At 55.7% G+C, this 22,781-nt stretch carries 23 protein-coding genes and 1 pseudogene; 7 read left to right on the top strand and 17 right to left on the bottom strand.

The window, feature by feature from the left end; translation table 11 throughout:
* Positions 1-94: 94 nt before the first annotated feature.
* The 3 genes from KIH73_RS08580 to KIH73_RS08570 all read right to left on the bottom strand — a co-directional run bounded on the left by KIH73_RS08580 (position 95) and on the right by KIH73_RS08570 (position 4,692).
* Complete coding sequence (locus KIH73_RS08580) at positions 95-997, bottom strand: acyl-CoA thioesterase (RefSeq protein WP_219082577.1); 903 nt, start codon at positions 995-997, stop codon at positions 95-97.
* Positions 998-2,485: 1,488 nt separating this feature from the next.
* Positions 2,486-4,162, bottom strand: coding sequence for an energy-dependent translational throttle protein EttA (gene ettA, locus KIH73_RS08575; protein WP_219082539.1), 1,677 nt, complete (start codon positions 4,160-4,162; stop codon positions 2,486-2,488).
* Between the two features lie 110 nt (positions 4,163-4,272).
* The gene (locus KIH73_RS08570; protein ID WP_219082537.1) at positions 4,273-4,692 is read right to left on the bottom strand and encodes a peptide deformylase; all 420 of its coding nucleotides are present in this window, start codon (positions 4,690-4,692) and stop codon (positions 4,273-4,275) included.
* 187 nt (positions 4,693-4,879) lie between these two features.
* Between KIH73_RS08570 and KIH73_RS08565 the strand changes: the two genes are divergently transcribed.
* Together KIH73_RS08565 and KIH73_RS08560 are read left to right on the top strand one after the other, a co-directional pair.
* The gene (locus KIH73_RS08565) at positions 4,880-5,374 is read left to right on the top strand and encodes a MarR family winged helix-turn-helix transcriptional regulator (RefSeq protein ID WP_219082534.1); all 495 of its coding nucleotides are present in this window, start codon (positions 4,880-4,882) and stop codon (positions 5,372-5,374) included.
* Positions 5,371-6,057, top strand: coding sequence for a YczE/YyaS/YitT family protein (locus KIH73_RS08560; protein ID WP_219082531.1), 687 nt, complete (start codon positions 5,371-5,373; stop codon positions 6,055-6,057). Before KIH73_RS08565 ends, KIH73_RS08560 begins: the two co-directional genes overlap by 4 nt.
* Positions 6,058-6,277: 220 nt before the next feature.
* Here the strand turns inward: KIH73_RS08560 and KIH73_RS08555 are convergent, their stop codons facing one another.
* The 3 genes from KIH73_RS08555 to KIH73_RS08545 all read right to left on the bottom strand — a co-directional run bounded on the left by KIH73_RS08555 (position 6,278) and on the right by KIH73_RS08545 (position 9,206).
* Positions 6,278-7,207 carry a serine hydrolase domain-containing protein gene (locus KIH73_RS08555; protein WP_219082529.1) on the bottom strand — a complete coding sequence of 310 codons (930 nt, stop codon included), beginning with the start codon at positions 7,205-7,207 and terminating at the stop codon, positions 6,278-6,280.
* A 101-nt stretch (positions 7,208-7,308) separates the two neighbouring features.
* Positions 7,309-8,049, bottom strand: coding sequence for a flavodoxin domain-containing protein (locus KIH73_RS08550; RefSeq protein ID WP_219082527.1), 741 nt, complete (start codon positions 8,047-8,049; stop codon positions 7,309-7,311).
* 140 nt (positions 8,050-8,189) lie between these two features.
* On the bottom strand, positions 8,190-9,206 hold the full coding sequence (locus KIH73_RS08545; RefSeq protein ID WP_219082525.1) for a DMT family transporter: 1,017 nt from the start codon (positions 9,204-9,206) through the stop codon (positions 8,190-8,192).
* Positions 9,207-9,417: 211 nt separating this feature from the next.
* On the opposite strand from KIH73_RS08545, the gene KIH73_RS08540 reads away from it, so the two are divergent.
* On the top strand, positions 9,418-9,939 hold the full coding sequence (locus tag KIH73_RS08540; protein WP_219082523.1) for a nitroreductase family protein: 522 nt from the start codon (positions 9,418-9,420) through the stop codon (positions 9,937-9,939).
* A 404-nt stretch (positions 9,940-10,343) separates the two neighbouring features.
* On the opposite strand, the pseudogene KIH73_RS08535 reads toward KIH73_RS08540, so the two are convergent.
* From KIH73_RS08535 to KIH73_RS08485, 11 genes and pseudogenes are all read right to left on the bottom strand, one after another.
* Positions 10,344-11,549, bottom strand: a pseudogene (locus tag KIH73_RS08535) (tyrosine-type recombinase/integrase); the annotation flags it as partial.
* Between the two features lie 79 nt (positions 11,550-11,628).
* Positions 11,629-11,832, bottom strand: coding sequence for an excisionase (locus KIH73_RS08530; RefSeq protein WP_087154949.1), 204 nt, complete (start codon positions 11,830-11,832; stop codon positions 11,629-11,631).
* A 434-nt stretch (positions 11,833-12,266) separates the two neighbouring features.
* A complete protein-coding gene (locus KIH73_RS08525; protein ID WP_219082519.1) occupies positions 12,267-12,506 on the bottom strand; it encodes a helix-turn-helix domain-containing protein in 240 nt (79 codons plus the stop codon).
* A 5-nt stretch (positions 12,507-12,511) separates the two neighbouring features.
* Positions 12,512-12,946 carry a sigma-70 family RNA polymerase sigma factor gene (locus KIH73_RS08520; RefSeq protein ID WP_144364362.1) on the bottom strand — a complete coding sequence of 145 codons (435 nt, stop codon included), beginning with the start codon at positions 12,944-12,946 and terminating at the stop codon, positions 12,512-12,514.
* Between the two features lie 493 nt (positions 12,947-13,439).
* Positions 13,440-14,765: an FtsX-like permease family protein gene (locus tag KIH73_RS08515; RefSeq protein ID WP_219082517.1), complete on the bottom strand. Its 1,326-nt coding sequence runs from the start codon at positions 14,763-14,765 to the stop codon at positions 13,440-13,442.
* A complete protein-coding gene (locus tag KIH73_RS08510; protein ID WP_219082515.1) occupies positions 14,755-15,831 on the bottom strand; it encodes an ATP-binding cassette domain-containing protein in 1,077 nt (358 codons plus the stop codon). The genes KIH73_RS08515 and KIH73_RS08510 overlap by 11 nt, the downstream gene beginning before the upstream one ends.
* Positions 15,832-16,046: 215 nt before the next feature.
* On the bottom strand, positions 16,047-16,220 hold the full coding sequence (locus KIH73_RS08505) for a helix-turn-helix domain-containing protein (RefSeq protein ID WP_476695666.1): 174 nt from the start codon (positions 16,218-16,220) through the stop codon (positions 16,047-16,049).
* A gap of 329 nt (positions 16,221-16,549) precedes the next feature.
* Positions 16,550-16,789 (bottom strand): helix-turn-helix domain-containing protein, encoded by a 240-nt coding sequence (locus KIH73_RS08500; protein ID WP_219082510.1) that lies wholly within the window; start codon positions 16,787-16,789, stop codon positions 16,550-16,552.
* A complete protein-coding gene (locus KIH73_RS08495; protein ID WP_219082507.1) occupies positions 16,786-17,220 on the bottom strand; it encodes an RNA polymerase sigma factor in 435 nt (144 codons plus the stop codon). Before KIH73_RS08495 ends, KIH73_RS08500 begins: the two co-directional genes overlap by 4 nt.
* Before the next feature lie 453 nt (positions 17,221-17,673).
* Positions 17,674-18,900 (bottom strand): MFS transporter, encoded by a 1,227-nt coding sequence (locus KIH73_RS08490; protein ID WP_219082505.1) that lies wholly within the window; start codon positions 18,898-18,900, stop codon positions 17,674-17,676.
* 11 nt (positions 18,901-18,911) lie between these two features.
* Positions 18,912-19,748 (bottom strand): helix-turn-helix domain-containing protein, encoded by an 837-nt coding sequence (locus tag KIH73_RS08485; protein ID WP_219082503.1) that lies wholly within the window; start codon positions 19,746-19,748, stop codon positions 18,912-18,914.
* A 210-nt stretch (positions 19,749-19,958) separates the two neighbouring features.
* Between KIH73_RS08485 and KIH73_RS08480 the strand changes: the two genes are divergently transcribed.
* From KIH73_RS08480 to KIH73_RS08465, 4 genes are all read left to right on the top strand, one after another.
* Positions 19,959-20,330 carry a helix-turn-helix domain-containing protein gene (locus tag KIH73_RS08480; RefSeq protein ID WP_219082500.1) on the top strand — a complete coding sequence of 124 codons (372 nt, stop codon included), beginning with the start codon at positions 19,959-19,961 and terminating at the stop codon, positions 20,328-20,330.
* A gap of 258 nt (positions 20,331-20,588) precedes the next feature.
* Positions 20,589-20,912: a plasmid mobilization protein gene (locus KIH73_RS08475; protein WP_087341449.1), complete on the top strand. Its 324-nt coding sequence runs from the start codon at positions 20,589-20,591 to the stop codon at positions 20,910-20,912.
* Positions 20,879-22,213, top strand: coding sequence for a relaxase/mobilization nuclease domain-containing protein (locus KIH73_RS08470; RefSeq protein WP_219082498.1), 1,335 nt, complete (start codon positions 20,879-20,881; stop codon positions 22,211-22,213). The genes KIH73_RS08475 and KIH73_RS08470 overlap by 34 nt, the downstream gene beginning before the upstream one ends.
* 11 nt (positions 22,214-22,224) lie before the next feature.
* Positions 22,225-22,575: a cysteine-rich VLP domain-containing protein gene (locus KIH73_RS08465; RefSeq protein WP_219082496.1), complete on the top strand. Its 351-nt coding sequence runs from the start codon at positions 22,225-22,227 to the stop codon at positions 22,573-22,575.
* The last annotated feature ends 206 nt before the right edge of the window (positions 22,576-22,781 follow it).

The raw sequence follows: 22,781 nt of genomic DNA, 5'->3' as shown, positions 1-22,781 counted from the left end.
GGGCGGTCGGGCCGCTCGCGAACATGCGTTTAACGGTGGTATGGCGGGTGGTACGGTACGGTCGGTCAAGCGGCCTGCGAACGCGTATCTGCCGCTAGCGCCGCTCGGGCACGCGGATCATCGCCTCCTGCGCGATGGCGGCGACGAGCGTGCCGTCCTGCGCGTAGACCTTGGCGGTGCCCAGGCCGCGGCCGTGGCCGGCGGTCGGGGTGTCCTGCACGTACAGGTGCCAGGCGTTGATGTCGATGTCGCGGTACCACCACATCGAATGGTCGAGCGAGGCGTAGGAGATGCCGGGCGTGAGCAGGCTCAGGCCGGCGCGGCGCAGGATCGGCTCCAGCATGATCTGGTCGCAGCCGAGCGCCAGCATCGCGCGGTGCATGACCTGCGGCGCCTCGATGGCGCCGTCGGCGCGCATCCACACCATCTGCCTGCCCGAGTCATGCGCGGCGCTGTCCTTGTCGGCGCCCAGCATCACGGTGCGCGTGACGTGGCGGATGTCGAACGGCGACTGCTGGGCGTAGTAGTCCGCGAACGGCGACTTGCCGGCGTACGGCTCCATCAGCTCCTTGGCGCCGGCCAGCGATTCGGGGTCGGGCACGTCCTGCGGCATCGGGTCGGAGAACTCGACGCCGTGCTGCCCCTGCTCCTGGAAGCTGGCGATCGCGGTCAGGATCGCGCCGTCGGCCTGGGTGACGTTGACCCGGCGCGCCGAGAACGAACGGCCGTCGCGCAACGACTCCACGTCGAACAGCAGGTCCTGGTGGATGTCGCCGGCCGTGATGAAGTAGCCGTGGATCGAATGAGGCAGACGGCTGGGGGAGACGGTCTTGGACGCGGCGATCACCGACTGGGCGATCACCTGGCCGCCGTACACGCGGCCGGTCGGGAAGTACATCGCCTCCCCGTTGATGTAGGTGTGGTTGCGGTACGGCGACGGCTCGGACAGCTCGAGCACATGCACCAGACGTTCGGCCGGGGTGTCGTTCCTTGTCATGTCGACCTCGTTTTCCTTGCACATGTCATATCACTGTACTGGGTTGCAGTCTAGCGGCGCGACGTTAAGAGCGTTTGACGTATCCGCTTGGTATGTTGCGGGTGTCGTGTCCGGTTTTGCGTCCCTCCTCGCGGTCTCGTCGTCGTGAGATGTTTCGCGTGGTCGCGTGATGTCTGACGCAAAACACCCCGTTCGCGTCATATGTTCCACGTGGTCGCGTAATACTCGACGTGTGATGGCCGATTCGCGTCACGTATTGCTCGCGGTCGCGTAATACCTGCTGCCGATCATCCATTCGTGTCTCTGACAAAGGCACAATGTGCGCGTGGTTCGTGCAATACCTGTTCCCGATCACCCATTTGCGTCGTATGTTCCCCATGTTCGTGTAATACCGGACGTCAGGGGACCGACTTGTGTCCGGTATTCCCCATGTTCGTGTAATACCGGACGTCAGGGGACCGACTTGTGTCCGGTATTCCCCCTGTTTGTGTGGTACCGGACGTCAGGGGGCCGACTTGTGTTCGGTGTTCCGTATGTTTGTGTAGTACCGGACGTCAGGGGACCGACTTGTGTCCGGTGTTCCGCACGTTTGTGTGGTACCGGACGTCAGGGGGCCGACTTGTGTCCGATATTCCGCACGCCTGTGTAATACCTGACGTATGGTGGACGGTTCGCGTCAGGTATTGCTCGTGGTTGTGTAATACCTGCTGCCAGTCACCCCGTTCGTGTCATATGTTCCCCGTGTCCGTGTGGTACCGGACACGAAGTGGGTGTTTTGTGTCCGATGTTTCGCGTGGTCGTGTAATTCCGGACGTATCGCGAGTGGTCGTGTCCGGTATTCCATGTGGTTGCGCAGGAGCGGACGCAGGGGGGGGGGGATTCATGTCGGGGATTATGTGTGGTGGTGCGATACCTGACATGAAGCGGGGACTTGCGTCGGGAATCACGCATCGTTGTGTGGGGCCGGGCGCGGAGCGGGGACTGGTGTCAGGAACGCGTACGGCGGCGTAACACGTGACGTGGAGTGGGTGTTTGCGGCAGATATTACGTACGGTTGCTTAAGACCGGGCGCGGAGTGGGCGGTTTGCGTCCGATATTCCACGCGGCCGTGTGATTCCGGACGTGGAGTGGGTGGTTTGCGTCAGTTGTTGCGTACGGTTGTGTAATACCCGACGCAGGATATGGAAAAGCGGTTGTTGACATCTAAAGGAGGGCATCGGCCCCCAAAAAGAGGTCGTTGTCCAAAAGGGTCGTTGATACCCCCCCAAAAAAAGTCAGCGACATCTGAGGGGTTGTCGGCATGAGGGGTTGTCGGCATGAGGGGTTGTCGGCATGAGGGGTTGTCGGCATGAGGGGTCGTCGACATGAGGGGTCATCGACATGAGGGGTCATCGACATTCAAAAAAGGGGGTCGGCGTCGTCCGAAATCATCTCGGACGCCGCCGACCCCTTGTCATGCGACCGCGAACCGGACGGTCGGTCCTGACGTCAGCGGGTCAGCTTGCGGTGCAGGCGGTGCGGACGGGCCGCGTCCTCGCCGAGGCGCGCGACCTTGTTCTCCTGGTACGCCTGGAAGTTGCCCTCGAACCAGTACCAGCGGGCCGGGTTCTCGTCGTCGCCCTCCCACGCGAGGATGTGCGTGGCGATGCGGTCGAGGAACCAGCGGTCGTGGCTGATGACCACGGCGCAGCCCGGGAACTCGATGAGCGCGTTCTCCAGCGACTCCAGCGTCTCGACGTCGAGGTCGTTGGTGGGCTCGTCGAGCAGCAGCAGGTTGCCGCCCTGCTTGAGCGTCAGCGCCAGGTTGAGGCGGTTGCGCTCGCCGCCGGAGAGCACGCCGGTGAGCTTCTGCTGGTCGGAGCCCTTGAAGCCGAAGCTCGCCACGTAGGCGCGGGTCGGCACCTCGACGCCGCCGACCTCGATGAAGTCGAGCCCGTCGGAGACCGCCTCCCACAGGTTCTTCTTCGGGTCGAGGCCCGCGCGGTTCTGGTCGACGTAGCTGATCTTGACGGTGTCGCCGACGGTCAGCTCGCCCGAGGTGAGCGGCTCGAGCCCGACGATCGTCTTGAACAGGGTCGACTTGCCGACGCCGTTGGGGCCGATCACGCCGACGATGCCGTTGCGCGGCAGCGTGAAGCTCAGGTCGTCGATGAGCACGCGGTCGCCGAAGGCCTTGTGGATGTGCTTGGCCTCCAGCACCTGCGAGCCCAGGCGCGGCCCCGGCGGGATCTGGATCTCGGAGAAGTCGAGCTTCTTGGAGTTGCGCGCCTCCTGCTCCATCTGGTCGTAGCGCTCCAGACGGGCCTTGTTCTTGGCCTGGCGGGCCTTGGGGCTGGAACGCACCCATTCGAGCTCGCTCTTGAGGCGCTTGGCGAGCTTGGCGTCCTTGGCGCCCTGGATCTCCATACGCTTGGCCTTGGTCTCCAGATACGTGGAGTAGTTGCCCTTGTACGGGTACAGGTGGCCGCGGTCCACCTCGCAAATCCACTCGGCCACGTTGTCCATGAAGTAGCGGTCGTGGGTGACGGCGATGACGGCGCCCTGGTACTGGTGCAGGAACTGCTCCAGCCACAGGATCGACTCGGCGTCGAGGTGGTTGGTGGGCTCGTCGAGCAGCAGCAGGTCCGGGGCCTCCAGCAGCAGCTTGCACAGCGCGACGCGGCGGCGCTCGCCGCCGGAGCACACCGAGACCGGGGTGTCCGGGTCGGGGCACTGCAGCGCGTCCATCGCCTGCTCGAGCTGCGAGTCGAGATCCCAGCCGTTGGCCGCGTCGATCTCGGTCTGCAGCGTGCCCATCTCCTCCATCAGCGCGTCGAAGTCGGCGTCGGGGTTCGCCATCTCCTCGCCGATCTGGTTGAAGCGGGCGACCTTCTCGGCGATCTCGCCGAACGCCATCTTGATGTTCTCTCCGACGGTCTTGGTGTCGTCGAGCGGCGGCTCCTGCTGCAGGATGCCGACCGTGAAGCCGGGGGTGAGGTACGCCTCGCCGTTGGAGACGGTCTCCAGACCGGCCATGATCTTCAGCAGCGTCGACTTGCCCATGCCGTTCGGGCCGACGACGCCGATCTTCGCGCCGGGCAGGAAGCTCAGCGTCACGTCGTCAAGGATCACGCGATCGCCGTACGCCTTGCGCGCCTTGATCATCTGGTAAATGAACTCAGCCAAAGTAATCCCATCCTCTAGGAATTCGATTGGTCACAATACGTCATTAATTATTCCGCAAGCGGTCTACAGAACGGCCGTCCGCATGCCGCGGAGCCGGTCGGGCGGTCGCGTCAGATGATGATCCCGTTGCAGTGGTCGACCTCGTGCTGGATGATCTGCGCGGTCCAGCCGGTGAACGTGGCGTGGCGGTCGCGCATGCGGCGGTCCTGGTAGTCGACCTCGATGCGGCGGTGGCGCAGCGTGCGGCGCTCGCCCTTGAGCGACAGGCAGCCCTCGGAGGTGTCGAACGCGCCGTCGGCGGCGGTGATGCGCGGGTTGAACATGACGGTGATGCGACCACCCATTTCCTCGTCGACGAACGCGATGATCGCCTTGGCCTCGCCGATCATGTTCGCCGCCATGCCGACGCAGCGGCTGCGGTTGGCCTCCAGCGTGTCGCGCAGGTCGTCGGCGATGGGCAGGTCGTCGGCGGTCGCCGGCTCGGCAGGCCGGCGCAGGAACGAGACCGACGTCATGATGGGACGCTGCATGCTGGCACTCCTTCGGGGTCGGGCGCGCGGCGAATCCCGGTCGCGCGCGCAGGTGGCTGGTTCCGACAGTAGCACTTCGGCCGCGCCCGCGGCGCATGCGGTTGTCGGGAGGGCGGCCTAAAAAATTGGTTTGCAATCAAACCAATTGGTGTCGTCGCGTGCTGCGGCGCGCGGGAAGGGGTGCGCCATGCTGGACGACGAGGTGCACGTCCTGCTGATGCGGGCGTTCAACAGCAGCAACCGCCTGGTCGTCGGGCGCACCGGCGCGATGGGGCTGCTGCCCGGCCAGCCGAAGGTGCTCGAATACCTTTCCGAGCACGACGGCAGCCGCGCCACCGACATCTGCGCCGGCTGCGTGCTCGACAAATCGACGATGACCGGCCTGCTGTCGCGCATGGAGGCGGCCGGGCTCGTCGAACGCCGCCGCAGCGCGCGCGACGGGCGGGCGTCGACGGTCTGGCTGACGGACCGCGGGGCCGAGACGGCGCGGCGCATGCGCGCGTCCGTCGCCGAGGTCGACGGGATCGTGCGGGATGCGCTGGGGGCGGACGACTACCGGCGGCTCGCGGCGCTGCTGCGTGCGGCGGCCGCCGCGCTCGAGGGGCGCGGAAGGGCGGCGGCCCGCCACCCGGACGCGCCCGTCGGGGACGAACGAAACGACGAAGGGAGCAACGGGCAATGAATCACATCGTGGCGCGGTTCGCGTTCTTTGTGCTGGGCGTGGCCATCAACTCGTTCGGCATCGTGCTGATCACGGTCGGCGACCTCGGCACGTCGCCGATCTCCAGCGTGCCGTACGTGTTCAGCCTCGCGTTCCCGCAGATGAGCTTCGGCCTGACCACGTTCATCTGGAACGTGCTGTTCATCATCGTCCAGGTTATCCTGCTGCGCCGGCGGTTCAAGCCCTCGCAGTTCCTGCAGATCGTGGCGAATATCCTGTTCAGCTCGGCCATCGACGTCAGCGGCGCGATCCTGGGGTTCCTCCATCCGCAGGCGCTGTGGGAGCGGCTGCTGTGCGTCGTGCTCGGCTGCCTGGTCCTGGCGTTCGGCATCGTGATCGAGGTCGCGCCGAACGTCATCGTCGTGCCGGGCGAGGGGATGGTGCGCGCGCTGTCGATCGTGACGAAGGTGCGGTACGGCACCGTCAAGGTGGTGTTCGACGTGACGCTGATGGTCATCGCGACGATCTGCTCGTTCATCTTCTTCGGCGGACTGAACGGCATCGGCATCGGCACGATCATCTCGGCCGTCATCGTCGGCCTGTTCATCAACGCGATCAACCGGCTGTTCCGGTTCCCGGACCGCATCCGCGCGCTCTCGCTCGGCGGCGACGACCGGCGCGAGACGGTCACCGTCCGCAAGTAGGGGCACGGACCGTTACCGGTCCCCGTCGGCACATGTTCCCGTCGGTGTATGTTCCGGCCGATGCGTGCTCTCGTCAGCGCACGTTTGGTGCATGCGGATGACGGCCGGCGGCCGATCCGTCCGGGTGTCGGCCGGCCCCCTCCATCCGCAAGTCGTGGCGTGTGTGACGGAAGTTCCGTGATTCACAGAGGCAACGATGGCGGCCACGGTCATCCGCGGTTCAGCCGGCGCACAGCGGCAGCATCAGCCGTTCGTGCACGGCGGGGCGGATCACGTTGTCGAAGTCGCCGGTCTCGTGGCACTGCATCGCCACGACCAGCCCCTGTCCGGGCAGCACCGTCGTGATTTGCCCGTAGGCGCCGTCCGCCCGGTAGGCGCCCGGGTACGGCGACATCCAGAACTGGAAGCCGTATCCGCACGTCCACACGTTCGTGACGGGCGTGTCGATCCGCTTCGACGACGCCAGCCGCACCCAGTCCCCGCCCACGATCCGCCGGCCGTGCCACACGCCGCCGTTGAGGTACACCTGGCCGATCCTGAGCATGTCGCGCAGCGTCATGTGGATGCCGCCGCCGGCGATGTGATGGCCCTGCGGGTCCGCCTCCCACAGCGGGAACCCCTGGTCGAGCCGGTCGAACACCGTGCGGAACACGTACTCGCCGAGCCGTTCGCCGACGGCCCGCTCCAGCATCCGGCCGGCCAGGTCGGAGTCGGCCGACGAGTAGCAGAAGCGCTCGCCGGGCTCCGCCTCGACCGGGCGCGAGAACATGTAGGCGAGGTAGTCGGGCGCGCCGACGCCGGCGCGACGGTCCGCGTTCATCAGATACGGCCGGTCGAAGCCGCTCGACATCGTCAGCAGGTGCCGCAGCGTGATCCGCCCGAGGCGTTCCGGCGCGTCCTGCGGCACGTACTCAGGGAAGGCGTCGGCCAGCCGGTCGTCCAGCCCCAGCAGCCCCTCCTCGACCGCCACGCCGATCGCGGTGACGACGTAGCTTTTGGTGTGCGAATAGATGTTGCGCGCCAGGTCGGGCGCGAAGCGATGCTCCCTGACGACGCGCTCGCCGTCGGCGATGGCGACGCCCTCGATCCCCAGCCCGCCGCGGTCCTCCGCGTACCGGACGAATTCGTCGAACGTCTCGATGCAGCCCATCACGGCCCCCTTCTAATCCTCCGCCGGCGAAGGCCCGTCGTCCCCCGTGCCGCCGTCCGTGGTTCCCTTGTCCGTCATCCCGTTACCCGCAATCCTGTCGTTCATGGTTCCGCCGTCGTGGTCTTATCATCCGTGGTCTCGTCACCCGCAATCCCGTCGTTCGCGGTCCCATCGTCCGCCGGGCCGCCATCCAAGATCCGGTCGTTTGCCGTTCCGACATCCATGATCCCGTCGGCTCCTGCGTCCCCACTCCCGGCGATCGCGTCGAGAACCGGCCGCAGCGTGGCGAAGTCGACCATGTCGACCGCGCCGCCGTACGTCTCGTTGAACATGCGGGTGTCGTCGGTCCACTCGTCCTCGGGCACCCGTTTCTCGTGCTGCCACATCATCCACATCATCGCCCGGTGCTTCGGGCTCAGCGCCGCGTAGTCGATGCCGCCGCGCAGATGGAAGCATTCGACGTGCGCCGCGACGGCGGGCGGCAGCTGGCCGTCGACGACGGCGCGCAGGTGCTCGGCGTTGCCCGGGATCGCCGGATCGCCCAGTCCGACGGTGACCACGATGACGCGCGGTCGACGGCTCGCCTCGGCGACGGGGTCGTCCTCGCGCGGGAACCGGCGGATGCGTTCGGTGACGTTCACCAGCCGCGCCATCGTCCGCTTCAGTCCCGGCACGCCGCCGGCGAACACCGCGCCGAGATACACGATGACGTCCGCGGTGACCAGCGCGACGTCGTCGACCGCGGCATAGGGAACCGCGGCGGTGCCCAGCAGCCGCGCGAGTTCGTCGGCGTACCGTTCGGTGGTGCCGTATCTGCCGCCGTACACGATCAGGGTGTCCATCGCATCCTCCTTGACATCGGCCGTCCTCGTCGATGGCAGGTGGCTCCCATTGTACGGGCGGCCGTGGTCCGCGGACGGTCCGGATGCAGGTCCGGTCGCGGCGGGCCGGCCCGTGGCTTGAATGATGGCGCGGGACTCCGCTAGCCCAGACGGATCAACGCGATGCCGGCGACGGCGACGACGATGCCGGCGATCTGCACGACGCCGGCGCGGCGCCTGGCCACCGCGAACCATCCGAACGTATCGATGAGCAGGCCGCCGATCACCTGGCCGAGCAGCGCGACCAGCACGGTCAGCCCCGTGCCCAGCAGCGGCGACAGCACCGAATTGGTCAGCACCACCAACGAGCCGAGGAATCCGCCGAACCACATCCACCACGGGTTGCCGCCGCCGAATGCCCGGTGCAGTCCGAAGCCGCGGTCATGGACCAGCACAATCACCGGCAGCGTCAGTAGTCCCACGAAGAACGAGACGAACGATGCCTTGATCGGCGAACCCAGCTCGGTGCCCAGCCGTCCGAGCATTGAGGTCTGCACCGCCGAGCACATGCCGCACAGCATGCCGATCCCGCGCCACAGCCATATCGACGGGAACATCCGCTCGTCGCGACGGACCTGAACGCCGGCTCCCGTGCCGTCGTCCCCGCCGCCATCGGCCCGGGGGCCCTCCGTCCGTCGGACGCCGCGTTGCGGCCGCAGCCGGCCGCCGTATACCAGGTCGGCGACGACGATCGCCAGTGCGAATCCAACCGCCGCCAGCATCGCGCCGATCGCGCGCGCCACGGTCATCGGCTGTTGTGGACTGCCGAACCAGCCGAATTCGTCGATGAGCAGACCCATGAGAATCTGACCCAGCACCGGCATCATCACGGTCTGCAGGCTGCCCAGTTTCGGCAGCAGCAGTATGTTCCCAGTCATGAAGATCACACCGAACAAACCGGCCAGCCACATCCACCACGGGCCGGCCAGTGCCGATGCCGGCAGTAGCGGGTGCGGTCCCAGCGTTAGCGAGGCGACGAGCGTCACCAGCGTCCCGACGGTGAACGAGACCAGCGATGCGCGGAACGGCGTCCCCACGGCCATGCGCAGACGACTGTTGACGGCGGTCTGGATCGGTGTGACGGCACCGACCATGACGCCCAGAAGCAGCAACGGCATACGCAACACCTCCCACGACCGATGATAGCCACGGGCGCGGGAAATGATCGATGTTTGACGGTCTATCGGAATCGCGCTACAATCAGAACCGCAAAATTCAAGTGGACTTTTCCGGATTCGGTCATCTTTTTGCCACGTGGCTATCTTGTGATAGCCACGTGGCTTTTTTGTTGTCCGCATTCGGAATGCCGATGGAATGGAGGATGGTGTTATGGACAACGACTTCCTGTCTCTTATCAAGACGCGTCGCGCCGTAAGGGCTTATACAGATGAACCGGTACCATCCGATGTGCTGGACGCCATACTGGAAGCGGGAACTTACGCGCCTACCGGCGGCGGACGCCAATCTCCCGTCATTGTCGCGATCACGAATCCCGAATACCGGCAGGAGATAGCGAGACTGAACGCGGAAGTGATAGGGAACGAAACGGACCCTTACCATGGCGCACCCGTTGTGGTTTTGGTTTTGGCGAATGGCTCCGCGAATACCTTTGTGGAGGATGGGAGCTGCGTTCTTGAAAATATGATGCTGGCCGCCCATGCGCTCGGATTGGGCACCGTGTGGGTGCATCGGGAGCGTGAGATTTTTGACGGAGAAAAAGGCAAGGCTCTTCTGCGGGAATGGGGGCTTCCGGAAACCTTGCGCGGCGTCGGGGCGATTGCATTGGGTTATCCGGCCGGGGAGCCCGGTCGGCCCGCGGCTCGGAAGCAAGACTACATCGTACGGGTCTGACATCCGTTATCTGGCGCGATTCCCCTGCATCGGATAAGCGGAGAGGAGGAAAATATGCGAACCGAAAACAAAATGGCCGTTGAGCCCGTTGGAAAACTCATTTGGCAAATGTCACTGCCGCCTCTAATCTCCATGTTCCTGCAATATTAATTGAATAGTTTAATAGATTTCAGATTATCTCTTTAGAAATTCTTATATGCCGGTATAGCCCATAACTACGGGCTTTCCCGGCATTTTTCGTAACGGAAGAAGCTCACGTTTCCTCTCATAACCCCTCATGTTTTTGCGTCCTAAAGTAGTAGGAACGGTAGTAAATACCGGCTTCCTATTTAGGCGGCAGCCTTGGTTTCCTCCGTGTTCTCCACGGTGGTTTCCGCAGCGGCTACGGCGGTTTCCGCCTTGGCCGCTTCCAGCCGTTCCATTTCCGCCTGTGCGGAATTGAAAGTGGCGTGTGCGTAATAGTTCAGCGTCATAACGATGTTGGCGTGTCCCATGATGTACTGCAAAGCCTTGGGGTTCATCCCGGCGTTTGCCATCCTTGTGCAGAATGTGTGCCTCATGGTGTGGGGCGTCATTACCGGCGGTAACGGCTCCTTGTGACACTTATTGAATTTCTTGGCGAGGCACTTAAACATGGCGTCATAGTTGACGGCCACTTTCGGCAGGCCGTCCCGGTTCAGGAACAGGAAATTGCTGTACCCGTCAACCTCAATGGCCTTTGCGCCTCTACGGTTCTTCAACACTCGCTGGAACGCTTCATACGCGGCTGCGCTCATAGGCACCTGCCGAAATCCGCTGTCCGTCTTAGGCGTTTCGATATAGTAGCCATCCTCTGTGCTTCTTAAAAGCTGGTGGTCTACATTGACAAAACGCTTTTCAAAGTTCAGGTCGGTTTCGGTCAGGCCGCAAAGCTCGGAAATCCGAAGCCCTGTTTCCAGCAGGATCACAACCTCGTCATAATACTTGGCATACACGGGATCGTCCTGCATGAATTTCAGGAGTTCTTCTTCCTGTGCGGGGGTGAGAGGCACCTTTGGTTCCGTGTCGTCGTTGATTACGTCATTGATCGGGAAGTCAAACGGGTTCTTGCGGATGCAATCGTCCTGAATAGCCATATAAAAGATTGCTTTCAGGGAACGCTTGCTGTTGCAGATGGTGTTATAGGCAACGCCCTGTTCCTGCATACGCAAGGCCCATTCTTTTGCGTCGGACAGCTTCACGCTGTCGATGCTGGCCGCCCCCAGCTTGTCGTCAGACAAAAGTTTCATCAACTGTTCGCGGCTTTTTTTCGTCCCACGCTTCACGTTTCCCCGCTGCCGGATGTACTTGGCATAAAGCTGGCAGACCGTCATTTTCTTGCCGATGGGGTCGATCCCGTCGGCAATGTCCTGTTGTATCTGCCTGACCTTTTCACGCAGAGAAAGGTCGGGGCGCTTCCCGGCAGGGATTTTGTCGGTGGGTACTAACTTCCATGAGTACACAAACTTGGGGTTTCCAAAGGTGTCCATATATTTGTAAGCGTATCTTCCGTCTGGTCGCTGGCTCTCTCCAGATTTCAAAAGGCGGCCTTTGCTGTCGCGCCTTTTTTCATCTCGTTCTTTTCTCGGCATATCGTCATGCTCCTTTCCATGACGGAAAGAGCCTTGACACGCTATAAAGATATTATAGCATATTCAAGGCCCGATTTCACTATATGGCGTCAAGGCTGTCAATTATTTTTTCAAACTGCTTCCGCTTGATTTGGATGCGGTTGCCGTTCATAATCACCCAGCCAGCGGTAGGGTTTTCCTCGGCCAGTTTACGCAGCTTGTTTTCCCCGACGCGGAAATATTTGGACGCTTCTTCAATCGTCAGCGTGTATTTTTCCCAGATTGGCACATCAGTATTATTCATACTTTTAGCCCCCTTTCCAATGGCTAAAAAAGTTTGTAGTTGCAAAAGGGGCCATAACGGACGGCTGCTGGCGCAGCTCCACGGGACTTTCACCCCCGCGTGGTTCTCACACGGCCATGCTCGTTGCCTGCGACGCTTTGAACGCTCGGACTACGACGGCAAGGGAGTATCATTGTCCTGCCTGCACGTCGTCGCCCGCAAGCTGCCACACTTGCTTTACGGCCCTGTGTTTTTCGCTCCGCTTTTCCCGTAGGGAAAAGCCTCATGGCGCACCAGCCGCCCGGCTCGGCACAGACAGAATGTGTCCGTTTTGCCCTATGATGCGCCGCCGTTATCTTGCGGGCATATTTGTCAAGGTGCAAGCCTGCGGCCAGCGGATCAGCGGAAATGTGGAAAGGGAGTAAAAAGCGATTTCCGTTACCGTGGCCGGGTCGTTACTTCAAATCAACGACGATGGCATGAATGAGCTTGATTTCCAGACGGCGCTTCATGTACTCGTCCACGCACACATAAGGGATGCCGTTGCCGTCGTACAAGGTACGGGTACAGAGCTTGTTTATGTAGCACTCGTAGTACCGCAGCACTTGTTCCATAGCTATTGCGTCCCCAGCGTGGGCGGCTTCCATCACCGAAAGGGGCAGAAGCTCCCTGCCGTTGAATGTGGGCTGCTTCATCCGCGTTACCTCCCTCCCGGCATTAACGCCATCAATTTCACGCGCAACTGTTTCAGGGTGCTTGTCCTGTGGCGCTGTACGGCGCTGCGGGACATTCCCATGAGGCTGCCGATTTCTCCGTCGGCCATTTCCAGAACACAGTGCAAAATCAAAATGCTTTGTTCCTGTTCCGGCAGGCTGGCGAAAGCCTCGGCCACAAGCTCGTTGTTAATCAGCAAATCATATCCATGCGACGAAAAAATGTAACTGTCGCTGGGGTACTGATCCACAGTGGAGAGCTTGTCCAATTCCTGCTGGGTCAGGGCGTCTAACGACTTTTCACGGTCGCGCTGCCGTCCCATCTCATGCAGATAATCTTTGGCCTCATTGCGGAGTACCGCCTTGCAAAATGCGTCATAGCGGTTCCGCAGGATAAAGTCATTGCGGGGGATCGTATCCATCTTCTCACCCCCTTTCTGTGGGGGATTTCGGTGGTTCTCTCCCTTTCCGCCAAAGTTACTTTTGAAAGGCCGTCAGCTACCCGGTAAACGCCGCTTTTTGGAAATTTTTTTGAAAAAGTTTTGGCCGGTGGCGCGGGCCGCAGGAAACAACAAATTTCGCCCGGCAGGTCGCAGACCCACCGGGCGAAAGCAGAAGCGATATGCAGTTGATTTACATGGTATAGTGCATATTCATGGCCGCTTGTCCCCGTTGCCGGGGACGGGCTTTTTAGGGGTGGTGCAACCCCTGTCTTATTCTGTCGAAACGCTCTTTGCTTCATGGCGGCTCCCTCCGTGGGCCGCCGATCCCGCCAGCGTCAGGGCGTCGTTCTATATGAGGGCATAAAGAACGGCGGCCTTGATTTTGTCAAAGCCGCCGTAGGTGTGTTTAAGGCATGGTGATTGCCTGCTGAACGACGGCTTTTTTCTTTTGCCGTCGTCCGGCAGATAGATTTTATTGAGTTAATGTCTTTATATAATGTCGGCTAATCAAATAAGTTATACAGAAATAGCATAGATAAAAGACCGCAAAGCAAAGAATATAGATCGCAAATGCTTTTAGCAAATCATTATACATCGGGGCTGCAAACCAATCGTTTAATTTCAAATTGATTGCCGGTACTGCACTGGACAAGATAACAAAGCACATAAGTGTTGGAATGAGTAATTTTGCCGAAATTTGATTTCTTATCAGTTTCTTTAATGCCATCTGGCTTTTACCCATATAATGCAAAATCCGTATGTTTTCTGCCTGTCGTTTTAGTTCTATAATCTGCAACAGTGATAGTATCGAAAAAAATATCACGATAAAAATAATACATATAGAGATTTGTAAAAAAGCCATCCATCTTTGCTCAATCGCAGGATAAATATGAATGTTCTTATTCAACAACAGTATTCCAAACATAAAGGATATAGCTGAAAATAACAGGCACATACTGAAAATAGAGTTTATAATTGAGCTTGTCCTTGTTCCAGATGTTATTTCAGCAATCATATATAATCGGTTTCCCGCATACAAATGCTCCGATGATTTTATCCGTATGGATGACAACAAAGCATATATCCACTTATAAAACGAAAAGATGGCACATAGTACGGGCAAACTGATAACCGAAATAAAGTGAAAGCCCTTATCCCCCGGCAAAGCTACAATCGCACATAGCATAAGCCATAAGATAGCAATACTGATTGCAAATAAACAAATCCAGAACGTTTTCCTGCGTTCATTGAGTGGCTGGTTCCGATGCTTTTCCTTTATTAACTGGCTGATTTCCAACCTCCATACAGATTTTCTTATTTGGAACATAACGCATATCTCGATCAGACAAAAATATGCAAATGAATACAGCGTCCCCTTCCCGATTACTTCTATCGAAAGCTGATTGACATCACCCTCTTGGAAAAAGGTAAAGCAAAGATTATATAGGAGCAAACTGAACAATCCGCCGACAGCAAAACATATAATCCCAACTAATATGATTTCACAAGCAAACATAAAGAAAAGCGAGGGTTTCTTCATTCCCAACAGCAGATATGTTGCAAATTCCTTTGACCGCTGTTTTACCATGAAATTGTTGATGTAGGCCATCAAAAAAGTCATAATCAGCACAATTAGCAGCGGCAAAGAAACAGTTTGGAAATTTGCCCGCAAATTTCCCCATATAGAAATATAGTTGCTGACGAAAATAATAGAAAGCAGGATAATCGTTGTTGCAATATATAAAAGATAATCCATCACGGAACGCTTTGCATTCCGTATAGCCAATTTAAGATACATAACTGCTGTCCTCCGCAATTTTTGCCATGACATCTAAAATATCTGCAAAAAAATCCTGTTTGTTTTTTTCACCACGGTCTAAGTATGTCTTGATTTCTCCGTCCTTCAAAAAGAATATGCGGTCACAATAGCTGGCGGAAAAAGCGTCATGCGTTACCATCAGAATTGTTGCATGGTAATCCTGCCGGAACATTACTAAAGTCTCCAATAACTGTTTAGCAGAATGGCTGTCTAAAGCTCCTGTTGGCTCATCCGCCAAAATGAGGCTTGGATTTGCAACAATCGCTCTGGCACAGGCGCACCGTTGACGTTGCCCGCCGGATACTTCATACGGAAATTTTTGAAGAATGTCGGTAATATTGAGGGCTGCCGCCAATTTTTTGACGGTAGCTTGTATTTCTTTTTTGGGCGCTTCTTTTATCGTCAATGCCAAAGCAATATTTTCATATATCGTTAGGGTATCTAACAGGTTATACTCCTGAAAGATAAAGCCTAAGTGTTGACGTCGAAAATCCGCCAGCTTTTCCTCTGTTAATCCTGATACATCCTGACCGTCTATTTTGACTGTTCCGCTGCTCGGCTTATCTATCGTAGCAATCATATTTAGCAGGGTGGATTTTCCTGAACCGGACGCCCCCATAATCCCGACAAAGCTGCCCTTGGCTACTTCAAAGCTAATCCCATTTATCGCTACGGTCTTTGCGTCAGCTTCATCATAAATCTTTTTTACATTTTTAAGCTGTAAGACAATTTCGTTATTCACAAGACATGGAATATATCCTTTATCATTACCCAACAGCCCGGATATAACATCAAACAAAACTTGATTTGATTTTTCTTTCAAGCACTCATCGGGTATTACTTCCCCTAAAAGCAACTCATTTAGAGTTATATCAAGCAGACTGCATAGCGGCGTAAAAAGCGATAGGTCAGGAAGTGATTTTCCTGTTTCCCATTTTGACACGGCCTTATCGGTAATACCCAGCTTCTCGGCTAACTGGCTCTGCGTCAACCCGTGTTCCTTTCTTTGGGAAGCTATAAACTTCCCTATTTTTATTTGATCCATGTGTCTTTTGCCCTCCTTGCCATATCTCCATTATACTTTGGCTATATAGAATGAACACCTACCAACGGTAGAATTGGAAGAATGAAATGGAAAAAACTCTACTTTCGTTCGATTTAATACTTTCAAAATAAAGTAGCAGAACAGTCAGCCGGTTCTGGCTGACTGAATTACCCCAAATTATCTTTTTCATCTTCTGCTATTAAAAGTACAGCCAGCTATTTGGCGTCCTTGCCTTTTTTCGTCCTGCCATCTATTGGCTTTTCTGCGTTCTTGGGAATAAGCCAGACAGTTCCCATTTTTACAGCACCGGGAATACGGCCCGAAGAACAGTAATAATTTATCCAACGAGGGGTTACACCCCATTTTTCGCCAGCTTGTTTCAATGTCATATAATCCATGCTACACCTCCAATTTTAACATTATAATTCGTTTTCTCGAATAGTACAAGGCAGGAAATGTGAATAATACAGTGTAAGTACAGGGCATATACAGAGGCATCCATGAGTAGGAAATGGGGCCGAACAGTAGCGGAAAAGATACCTCCTGTCTACGCATTTAAGGGAATAAAAGCCCGCTATTTCAAGGTTTTCCCGCCACAGTAGGCAGGCAGGTGGGGCAGATTATCCAATCCCCGCCAGAAAGGGCTTCTAAATGCGTAGGAAAACCCATAAGAAAGCGCCGGACGCGGCGGCCTGCTGGCTCTGCGTCCGGCGTTTTCTCATAGGCTGTCCTTTAGGATGGCCCGGATCAGCTTGTTTTGCAAGCGGTGTTTCATGTACTCGTCCACCCGCACATGAGGCGTTCCGTCCAGCTCGTAGAGCGTCCGGGTACACAGCTTATTCATGTAGCTGTTATAGTACCGCAAGATGCGCTCCATTGCCAGCGGATCACCGGCGCGGGCCTCCGCAAAGACCGACAGGGGCAGAAGCACCCTGCCGTGGAATGTAGGCTGCTTCATTTCGCGTTCCTCCCTCCGTTATTCTCCAATCTCTGCCGCAGCTCATTCAAAGTCTTTGTGCGGTGGCGCTGGATGGAGCTGCGGGACATCCCCACAAGGCCGCCGATCTCGCCGTCCGCCATAGACGCAACAAAGCGCAGAATTAAAATCTGCTGCTCCTGCTCCGGCAGGCTGGCAAAAGCCCCGGCCACCAGCTCGTCCCGGATATGTAGGTCAAAGCCAAAGGCCGAGAATGTAAAGCTGTCGCTGGGGTACTCGTCCAGTGTACAGAGCTTGTCCATTTCCGCCTGCGGCAAGGTGTCCAGCGGCTTTTCCCGGTCACGGCGGCGGGCCATCTCCGACAGGTAGGTGATAGCCTCGTTACGGAGAACGGTCTTGCAGAAAGCGTCCAGCCGGTTCCGTTCCACATAGTCAAAGGTGTATTCGTTCATCTTCTCACCCCCGATCTGCGGGAGAGTGAGAAGAAAAAGCTGCTGATACCACTCCTTTCACTGGCAGCAATGTAGCGTTCCCGGCCCGCACCGAAGAACCGCAAAAAACAACAAATTTCGCCCGGCAGGTCACAGACCCACCGGGCGAAAGCAGAAGCGATATGCAGTTGATTTACATGGTATAGTGCATATTCATAACCGCTTGTCCCCGTTGCCGGGGACGGGCTTTTTTTAACGGTACATAGCCTGTCTTATTTTGTCGAAACGCTCTTTGCTTCATGGCGGCTCCCTCCGTGGGCCGCCGATCCCGCCAGCGTCAGGGCGTCGTCAGTATGAGGGCATAGAGAACGGCGGCCTTGATTTGTTCAAAGCCGCCGGTTGTATAGGCGTGTCAAAGAACTGCTGCACGACGGCTTTTTTTCTTTTGCCGTCGTCCGGCAGATTAAGCAATATTTAGTTTTTGGTATATGGTACACTCCAAAATTGACAATCACAGCGCATAACCATAGCAATAATGATTAGCGCAATGCCAGAAGCAATCATAATCCACTGTAAGGGAATTACATCTGCCAGCGGCCCAAAAATTGCCATACCAATAGGCATACACCCGGAATACATAGAGCCGAGTAAGCCAAAGACACGTCCCTGCATTGCAATGTCGGTCTTTTCTTGCAATAGAGTAGTAATCGCTGTTTGTACTGTCGTTAATGCAACCCCGTAGATGGTCATTAAGATAAGGTAAAAAATAAAGTTTGTAGACACCCCCATGAGGATTGCCATAATACCAAATATAGCTAATCCCAATAGCAGCGTGGTCTTTCGGTTTTTGAAGCCGCCCCATGTACTCATTAAAAGCCCGCCAACCATCATGCCAGCAAAGCCAACCAATTCAACCATTGTTAAATAACCGTAAGTGTCACCATAAACTCTGCTTACTAAAAGTCCTGCAAGATAGCCCGCTGGAACGCATAAGAAAACGAATAAACCATAAATAATCAAAAGCCTGCCAATCAGTTTATCAGAAAACGCATAGGAAATCCCAGTTTTCAAATCCGTTAATACAGGGGCTTCTTCATTTTCCTTTCGCTCATAAGAAATGAAAATGCAAGATAAAAGTCCAATTCCCAGCACAGCCGTTAAAATATCTATTGAAAGCGTTGACCGCAAGGTGCCGATTGTCAGAATAACGCCCGCTGCGGCGGGGGCTGCAAATCGAACAATAGATTGCATAGTGGCATTGATACCATTAAAACGCATAAGCTGATCTGCGGGAACAAGCTGCGGAATAACTGCGTTGACTGCGGGCGTTTGTATACCGGCTCCCAAAGAACGCAGAATTGACATGATAAGAAGCGCCCAGAGGAGAATTGTTTGGTTGGATATATATGGCATAAACAACATCATAGCCAGAGTAACCATAGCAATGATGAAATCTGCCCCTATAATCAGCTTCTTTCTGTGATACCTGTCGGCCCACACACCACCCAAAAATGAAATCATAAATTCAGGCAGGTATGAGCATACACTAAATGCAGCTACCCATACGCCGGAAGATGTGTTTAGCGTTACATACCAGACAATCGCCATCTGAACCAACGTAGAACCAAATAACGTGATTGACTGGCTGATGAAAAATAATATCGTCCGAATTTTCCAACTGACTTGTGTTGTTGTGTGCATTTGACTTCCTCCTATTCTGGTATAGGAAGGACAAAACGCTGTGTCGGATAGCCAAACTCAATGAGTAGTTCTCTTTCAGCAAAGCCGAGCTGTTTTAGTTCGTTGCGATAGCCTGTATCTGCTTTGTCATTTTCTCTATATGTTGTTGTGCTGATTTCCTGTTGCGGAAGATATTCATTCATCAGTTTATCTAAAAAAAGTTTTGGAATACCATAGCTGCGATACTGTGGATGAACACCCATAAACTCAATGCTTCCCGTGTTATAGGAAAAAGCCATAATACCAATAGCAATATTTCCTAATGGTAAAATCAATGCTTGACTTTTTTCAATACTGTTTTTCAGTTTTGCAAGATAGTCAGCTTCATCAAGATATGGATACCCGTCAACTACCATTCTGACAAGTTCCATCCATGCAGGAATATCTGATATGGTTGCCAATTTAATATCATCAGAAGTAAAATTCATATTATTGTGCGCTTCCTTATGCAAATAGTAACGTAACTGCAAAGGATAAAATTGCCCTAACTCTCGATACTCTGCCGGTGGCATTTTATACATGGCCTTGAATACAGAGGTAAAAGCCTGTTGACTTTCATAGCCACAAATCAAAGCAATATCTATAATGGACTTTTTGGAAAAAACCAGAAGTTTAGCTGCCTCTGTTAATTGCCGCCTGCTCACATAATCATGGATTGTCATGCCTACTGTTTCGGTAAACATACGGTGCAGATGATATTTTGAATAATGGACAGCAGCTGCAACTGTATCAAGCTCCAATTTTCCATCGAGGTGACTTTCAATAAATTCAATGACCGTTTCAATGCTGACAACTTTTTGGACTTCCATGCGCCTTCCCTCCTTTCCATAGAAAGATTATCAGAAATCAACATCAAAGTTTTAATAATTCTTGCGGCGTGTCGCATACTACATCTTAATTATAGTCTTTTAGCGAAGATAAATCAAAGTCAGATATGAATTATAAAGTTCAACTCACCTGCATATAACAACATTCCATCGGGCAAATATGAATTATACAATGTAAATGGGTGATGTTATATGGCGAAAGTAGAAGATTGCCCCGGCTTTGAAACTTTCGGCGCGGATGTAAAGGCAGCGCGGAAAGCCCGGCGTCTGGCGCGTAAGGCGCTGGCGGAAATGGTAGGTATTGAGTGGCGGTATCTCGCCAACATTGAGAATAAAGGGACGATCCCCAGCCTCCCGGTCGTGATCCAGCTTATCAAGACCTGCGGGCTTCCTGTGGAACGGTATTTCAATCCCGAAGTGCTGCGCTCGGAAAGTGAGCAGCGCCAGCGTGTCAGCCACAAGCTGAAACTCTGTCCCGAAGAATATCTGACGATCATTGAGGGCGCGATTGACGGGGCCATGAAAATTGAACAGCCAAAGAAGAAAGAAACGGGGGATGCCTGAAAACCATCCTCTGTTTTCTCTTGTTTGTGAGGGACGCGGAAGCGCCCTTTATTTTTTTGCGCTTTTTTCTGGAAAGTTCCTGTTTTGCGGGTAGTTTGAGGGTTTGCGAAGGTACTTATAGCGGAGAAGAACAAAAACAGCAAGCATAGGAAGTGTAGCCACACTTCCGAAAACGCTCCGTCCCGCCCCTGCGGGCCGTCCGTTTTGCTTGTTGGGGAAATCCCCAAACCCCTTTGCCGGAAAGGAGCGTGAAACGCAATGGCAAACCGAAAGCGTCAAATCGTGCTGCGCGTCCCGGTGACGCCGGAAGAACGGGCCATCATCCAGCAGAAAATGGCCCAGCTCGGCACAAAGAATTTCTCGGCTTATGCCCGGAAAATGCTGATTGACGGGTATATCATCCACATGGACACCAGCGACATCCGGGCGCAGACTGCGGAGCTGCAAAAAATCGGCGTCAACGTCAATCAAATTGCGCGGCGTATCAACAGTACCGGGGCTGTGTACGCGCAGGACGTTGAGGACATCAAGGGGGCGCTGGCACAGATATGGCAATTACAAAGATCCATCCTATCAAGGTAAATCTGAAAGCGGCCCTTGACTACATCGAAAACCCGGACAAGACGGACGATAAAATGCTGGTATCGTCCTTTGGCTGTTCCTACGAAACGGCGGACATTGAATTTCAAATGCTGTTAGATCAGGCGTTCAAGAAAGGCAACAATCTGGCCCACCACCTGATACAAGCCTTTGAGCCGGGCGAAACCACGCCGGAGCAGGCCCATGAGATCGGGCGGCAGCTTGCCGACGAAGTGCTGCAAGGCAAATACCCCTATGTGCTGACTACCCACATAGACAAGGGCCATCTGCATAACCACATCATTTTTTGTGCCGTGGATATGGTACAGCAGCGCAAGTACATTTCCAACCGGCGCAGCTACGCCTACATTCGGCGCACCAGTGACCGGCTATGCAAGGAAAACGGCCTGTCCGTCGTGAAGCCGGGCAAGGACAAGGGCAAGTCCTACGCCGAATGGGACGCCCAGCGCAAGGGAAAGAGCTGGAAAGCCAAACTGAAAATTGCTATTGACGCCGCTATCCCGCAGGCCAAAGACTTTGACGACTTCCTGCGGCTCATGCAGGCGCAGGGCTATGAAATCAAACCGGGCAAATTCGTTTCTTTCCGCGCTCCCGGTCAAGAACGCTTCACCCGCTGTAAGACCTTGGGTGAGAATTACACCGAGGAAGCCATCACCCGCCGGATCAAGGGGCTGGCCGTGGACAGAGGCCCGAAACGGAAAGCCACAAAGGAAATCACTTTGCGGATTGATTTGGAGAACAGCATCAAGGCCCAGCAGAGCGCGGGCTATGCAAAGTGGGCGAAAGTCCACAACTTGAAGCAGGCCGCCCGGACGCTGAATTTCCTGACCGAACACGGCATAGACGACTATGCGGTGCTGGAAAGCAAAGTGGCCGAAATCAGCGCGGCAAACGACGAGGCCGCCGCTGCGCTGAAAGCGGTGGAACGCCGTCTGTCTGATATGGCGGTGCTGATAAAGAATATTTCCACCTACCGGCAAACCCGGCCCGTGGCGCTGGAATACAAAAAGGCCAAAGACAAGGCCGCGTACCGGCGCGAACATGAAAGCCAGCTTATCTTGTATGAGGCAGCGGCAAAGGCCATCAGGGACGCAGGCGTGACAAAGCTCCCCAATCTGGCCGCCCTGAAAGCCGAATACCGAAAGCTGGACGAGGAAAAGGAGCGGCTGTACCAGAAGTACGGCGAGGTGAAAAAGGAACTGGCCGACTACGGCATCATCAAGCAGAATGTAGACAGCATTTTGCGGGTGACGCCCCATCAAGAAAGGACACAAGAGCTATGAGCATACCGAGAATGAATTACCGGCAGTACCGCAAGGCCCGGAAGCTGACGCATGAGTGCTGCAATTACTGTGACGGGAACTGCCTGCTTTTGGACGATGGAGAGGAATGTGTGTGCGTCCAGAGCATTTCCTATTCGCTGCTGTGCCGGTGGTTTCGGGCCGCCGTCCTCCCGCTGGACGCGGCCCTGTACGCCGAAATCAGCAAGAGCCGGGACGAGGTGAAACGCTGCGTCGAGTGCGGGGCCGTGTTCACGCCGAAGTCCAACCGGGCCAAATACTGCCCGGATTGCGCGGCGCGGGTGCGTCGGAAGAAAGAGGCCGAACGGCAGCGGCAAAAATACTGGCAGCTTTCCGGGAAATGAGCTGCACCAGAGGTAGATTTTTTCAAAAAGATACGATAGACTATAATTATCCCCGCGAAAGAGAGGTACATAGCAATGAGGCTCTTCCGGTTTTCGTGTGTGTGATGGGAGAGCCGTGGGGCATCATGGTTGGTTGTGAAGAAGATAACCGAAGATGTCTCACGGCCTGTACGCGAGTTTAACAGGTTCGACGGGGATGCGTTGTT

The sequence above is a fragment of the Bifidobacterium phasiani genome (assembly GCF_019331775.1).
GTDB classification, from domain to species: Bacteria; Actinomycetota; Actinomycetes; order Actinomycetales; family Bifidobacteriaceae; genus Bifidobacterium; species Bifidobacterium phasiani.
Note: the sequence above shows the minus strand (reverse complement) of the source record. Positions and strands in the feature narration are given on the sequence as shown.

Excerpts from the sequence above, each read along its gene's own strand:
- KIH73_RS08580 (WP_219082577.1), bottom strand. The coding sequence starts at position 997 with ATGACAAGGAACGACACCCCGGCCGAACGTCTGGTGCATGTGCTCGAG.
- KIH73_RS08570 (WP_219082537.1), bottom strand. The coding sequence starts at position 4,692 with ATGCAGCGTCCCATCATGACGTCGGTCTCGTTCCTGCGCCGGCCTGCC.
- KIH73_RS08565 (WP_219082534.1), top strand. The coding sequence starts at position 4,880 with ATGCTGGACGACGAGGTGCACGTCCTGCTGATGCGGGCGTTCAACAGC.
- KIH73_RS08560 (WP_219082531.1), top strand. The coding sequence starts at position 5,371 with ATGAATCACATCGTGGCGCGGTTCGCGTTCTTTGTGCTGGGCGTGGCC.
- KIH73_RS08555 (WP_219082529.1), bottom strand. The coding sequence starts at position 7,207 with ATGGGCTGCATCGAGACGTTCGACGAATTCGTCCGGTACGCGGAGGAC.
- KIH73_RS08550 (WP_219082527.1), bottom strand. The coding sequence starts at position 8,049 with ATGGACACCCTGATCGTGTACGGCGGCAGATACGGCACCACCGAACGG.
- KIH73_RS08545 (WP_219082525.1), bottom strand. The coding sequence starts at position 9,206 with ATGCCGTTGCTGCTTCTGGGCGTCATGGTCGGTGCCGTCACACCGATC.
- KIH73_RS08540 (WP_219082523.1), top strand. The coding sequence starts at position 9,418 with ATGGACAACGACTTCCTGTCTCTTATCAAGACGCGTCGCGCCGTAAGG.
- KIH73_RS08530 (WP_087154949.1), bottom strand. The coding sequence starts at position 11,832 with ATGAATAATACTGATGTGCCAATCTGGGAAAAATACACGCTGACGATT.
- KIH73_RS08525 (WP_219082519.1), bottom strand. The coding sequence starts at position 12,506 with ATGAAGCAGCCCACATTCAACGGCAGGGAGCTTCTGCCCCTTTCGGTG.
- KIH73_RS08520 (WP_144364362.1), bottom strand. The coding sequence starts at position 12,946 with ATGGATACGATCCCCCGCAATGACTTTATCCTGCGGAACCGCTATGAC.
- KIH73_RS08515 (WP_219082517.1), bottom strand. The coding sequence starts at position 14,765 with ATGTATCTTAAATTGGCTATACGGAATGCAAAGCGTTCCGTGATGGAT.
- KIH73_RS08510 (WP_219082515.1), bottom strand. The coding sequence starts at position 15,831 with ATGGATCAAATAAAAATAGGGAAGTTTATAGCTTCCCAAAGAAAGGAA.
- KIH73_RS08505 (WP_476695666.1), bottom strand. The coding sequence starts at position 16,220 with ATGACATTGAAACAAGCTGGCGAAAAATGGGGTGTAACCCCTCGTTGG.
- KIH73_RS08500 (WP_219082510.1), bottom strand. The coding sequence starts at position 16,789 with ATGAAGCAGCCTACATTCCACGGCAGGGTGCTTCTGCCCCTGTCGGTC.
- KIH73_RS08495 (WP_219082507.1), bottom strand. The coding sequence starts at position 17,220 with ATGAACGAATACACCTTTGACTATGTGGAACGGAACCGGCTGGACGCT.
- KIH73_RS08490 (WP_219082505.1), bottom strand. The coding sequence starts at position 18,900 with ATGCACACAACAACACAAGTCAGTTGGAAAATTCGGACGATATTATTT.
- KIH73_RS08485 (WP_219082503.1), bottom strand. The coding sequence starts at position 19,748 with ATGGAAGTCCAAAAAGTTGTCAGCATTGAAACGGTCATTGAATTTATT.
- KIH73_RS08480 (WP_219082500.1), top strand. The coding sequence starts at position 19,959 with ATGGCGAAAGTAGAAGATTGCCCCGGCTTTGAAACTTTCGGCGCGGAT.
- KIH73_RS08475 (WP_087341449.1), top strand. The coding sequence starts at position 20,589 with ATGGCAAACCGAAAGCGTCAAATCGTGCTGCGCGTCCCGGTGACGCCG.
- KIH73_RS08470 (WP_219082498.1), top strand. The coding sequence starts at position 20,879 with ATGGCAATTACAAAGATCCATCCTATCAAGGTAAATCTGAAAGCGGCC.
- KIH73_RS08465 (WP_219082496.1), top strand. The coding sequence starts at position 22,225 with ATGAATTACCGGCAGTACCGCAAGGCCCGGAAGCTGACGCATGAGTGC.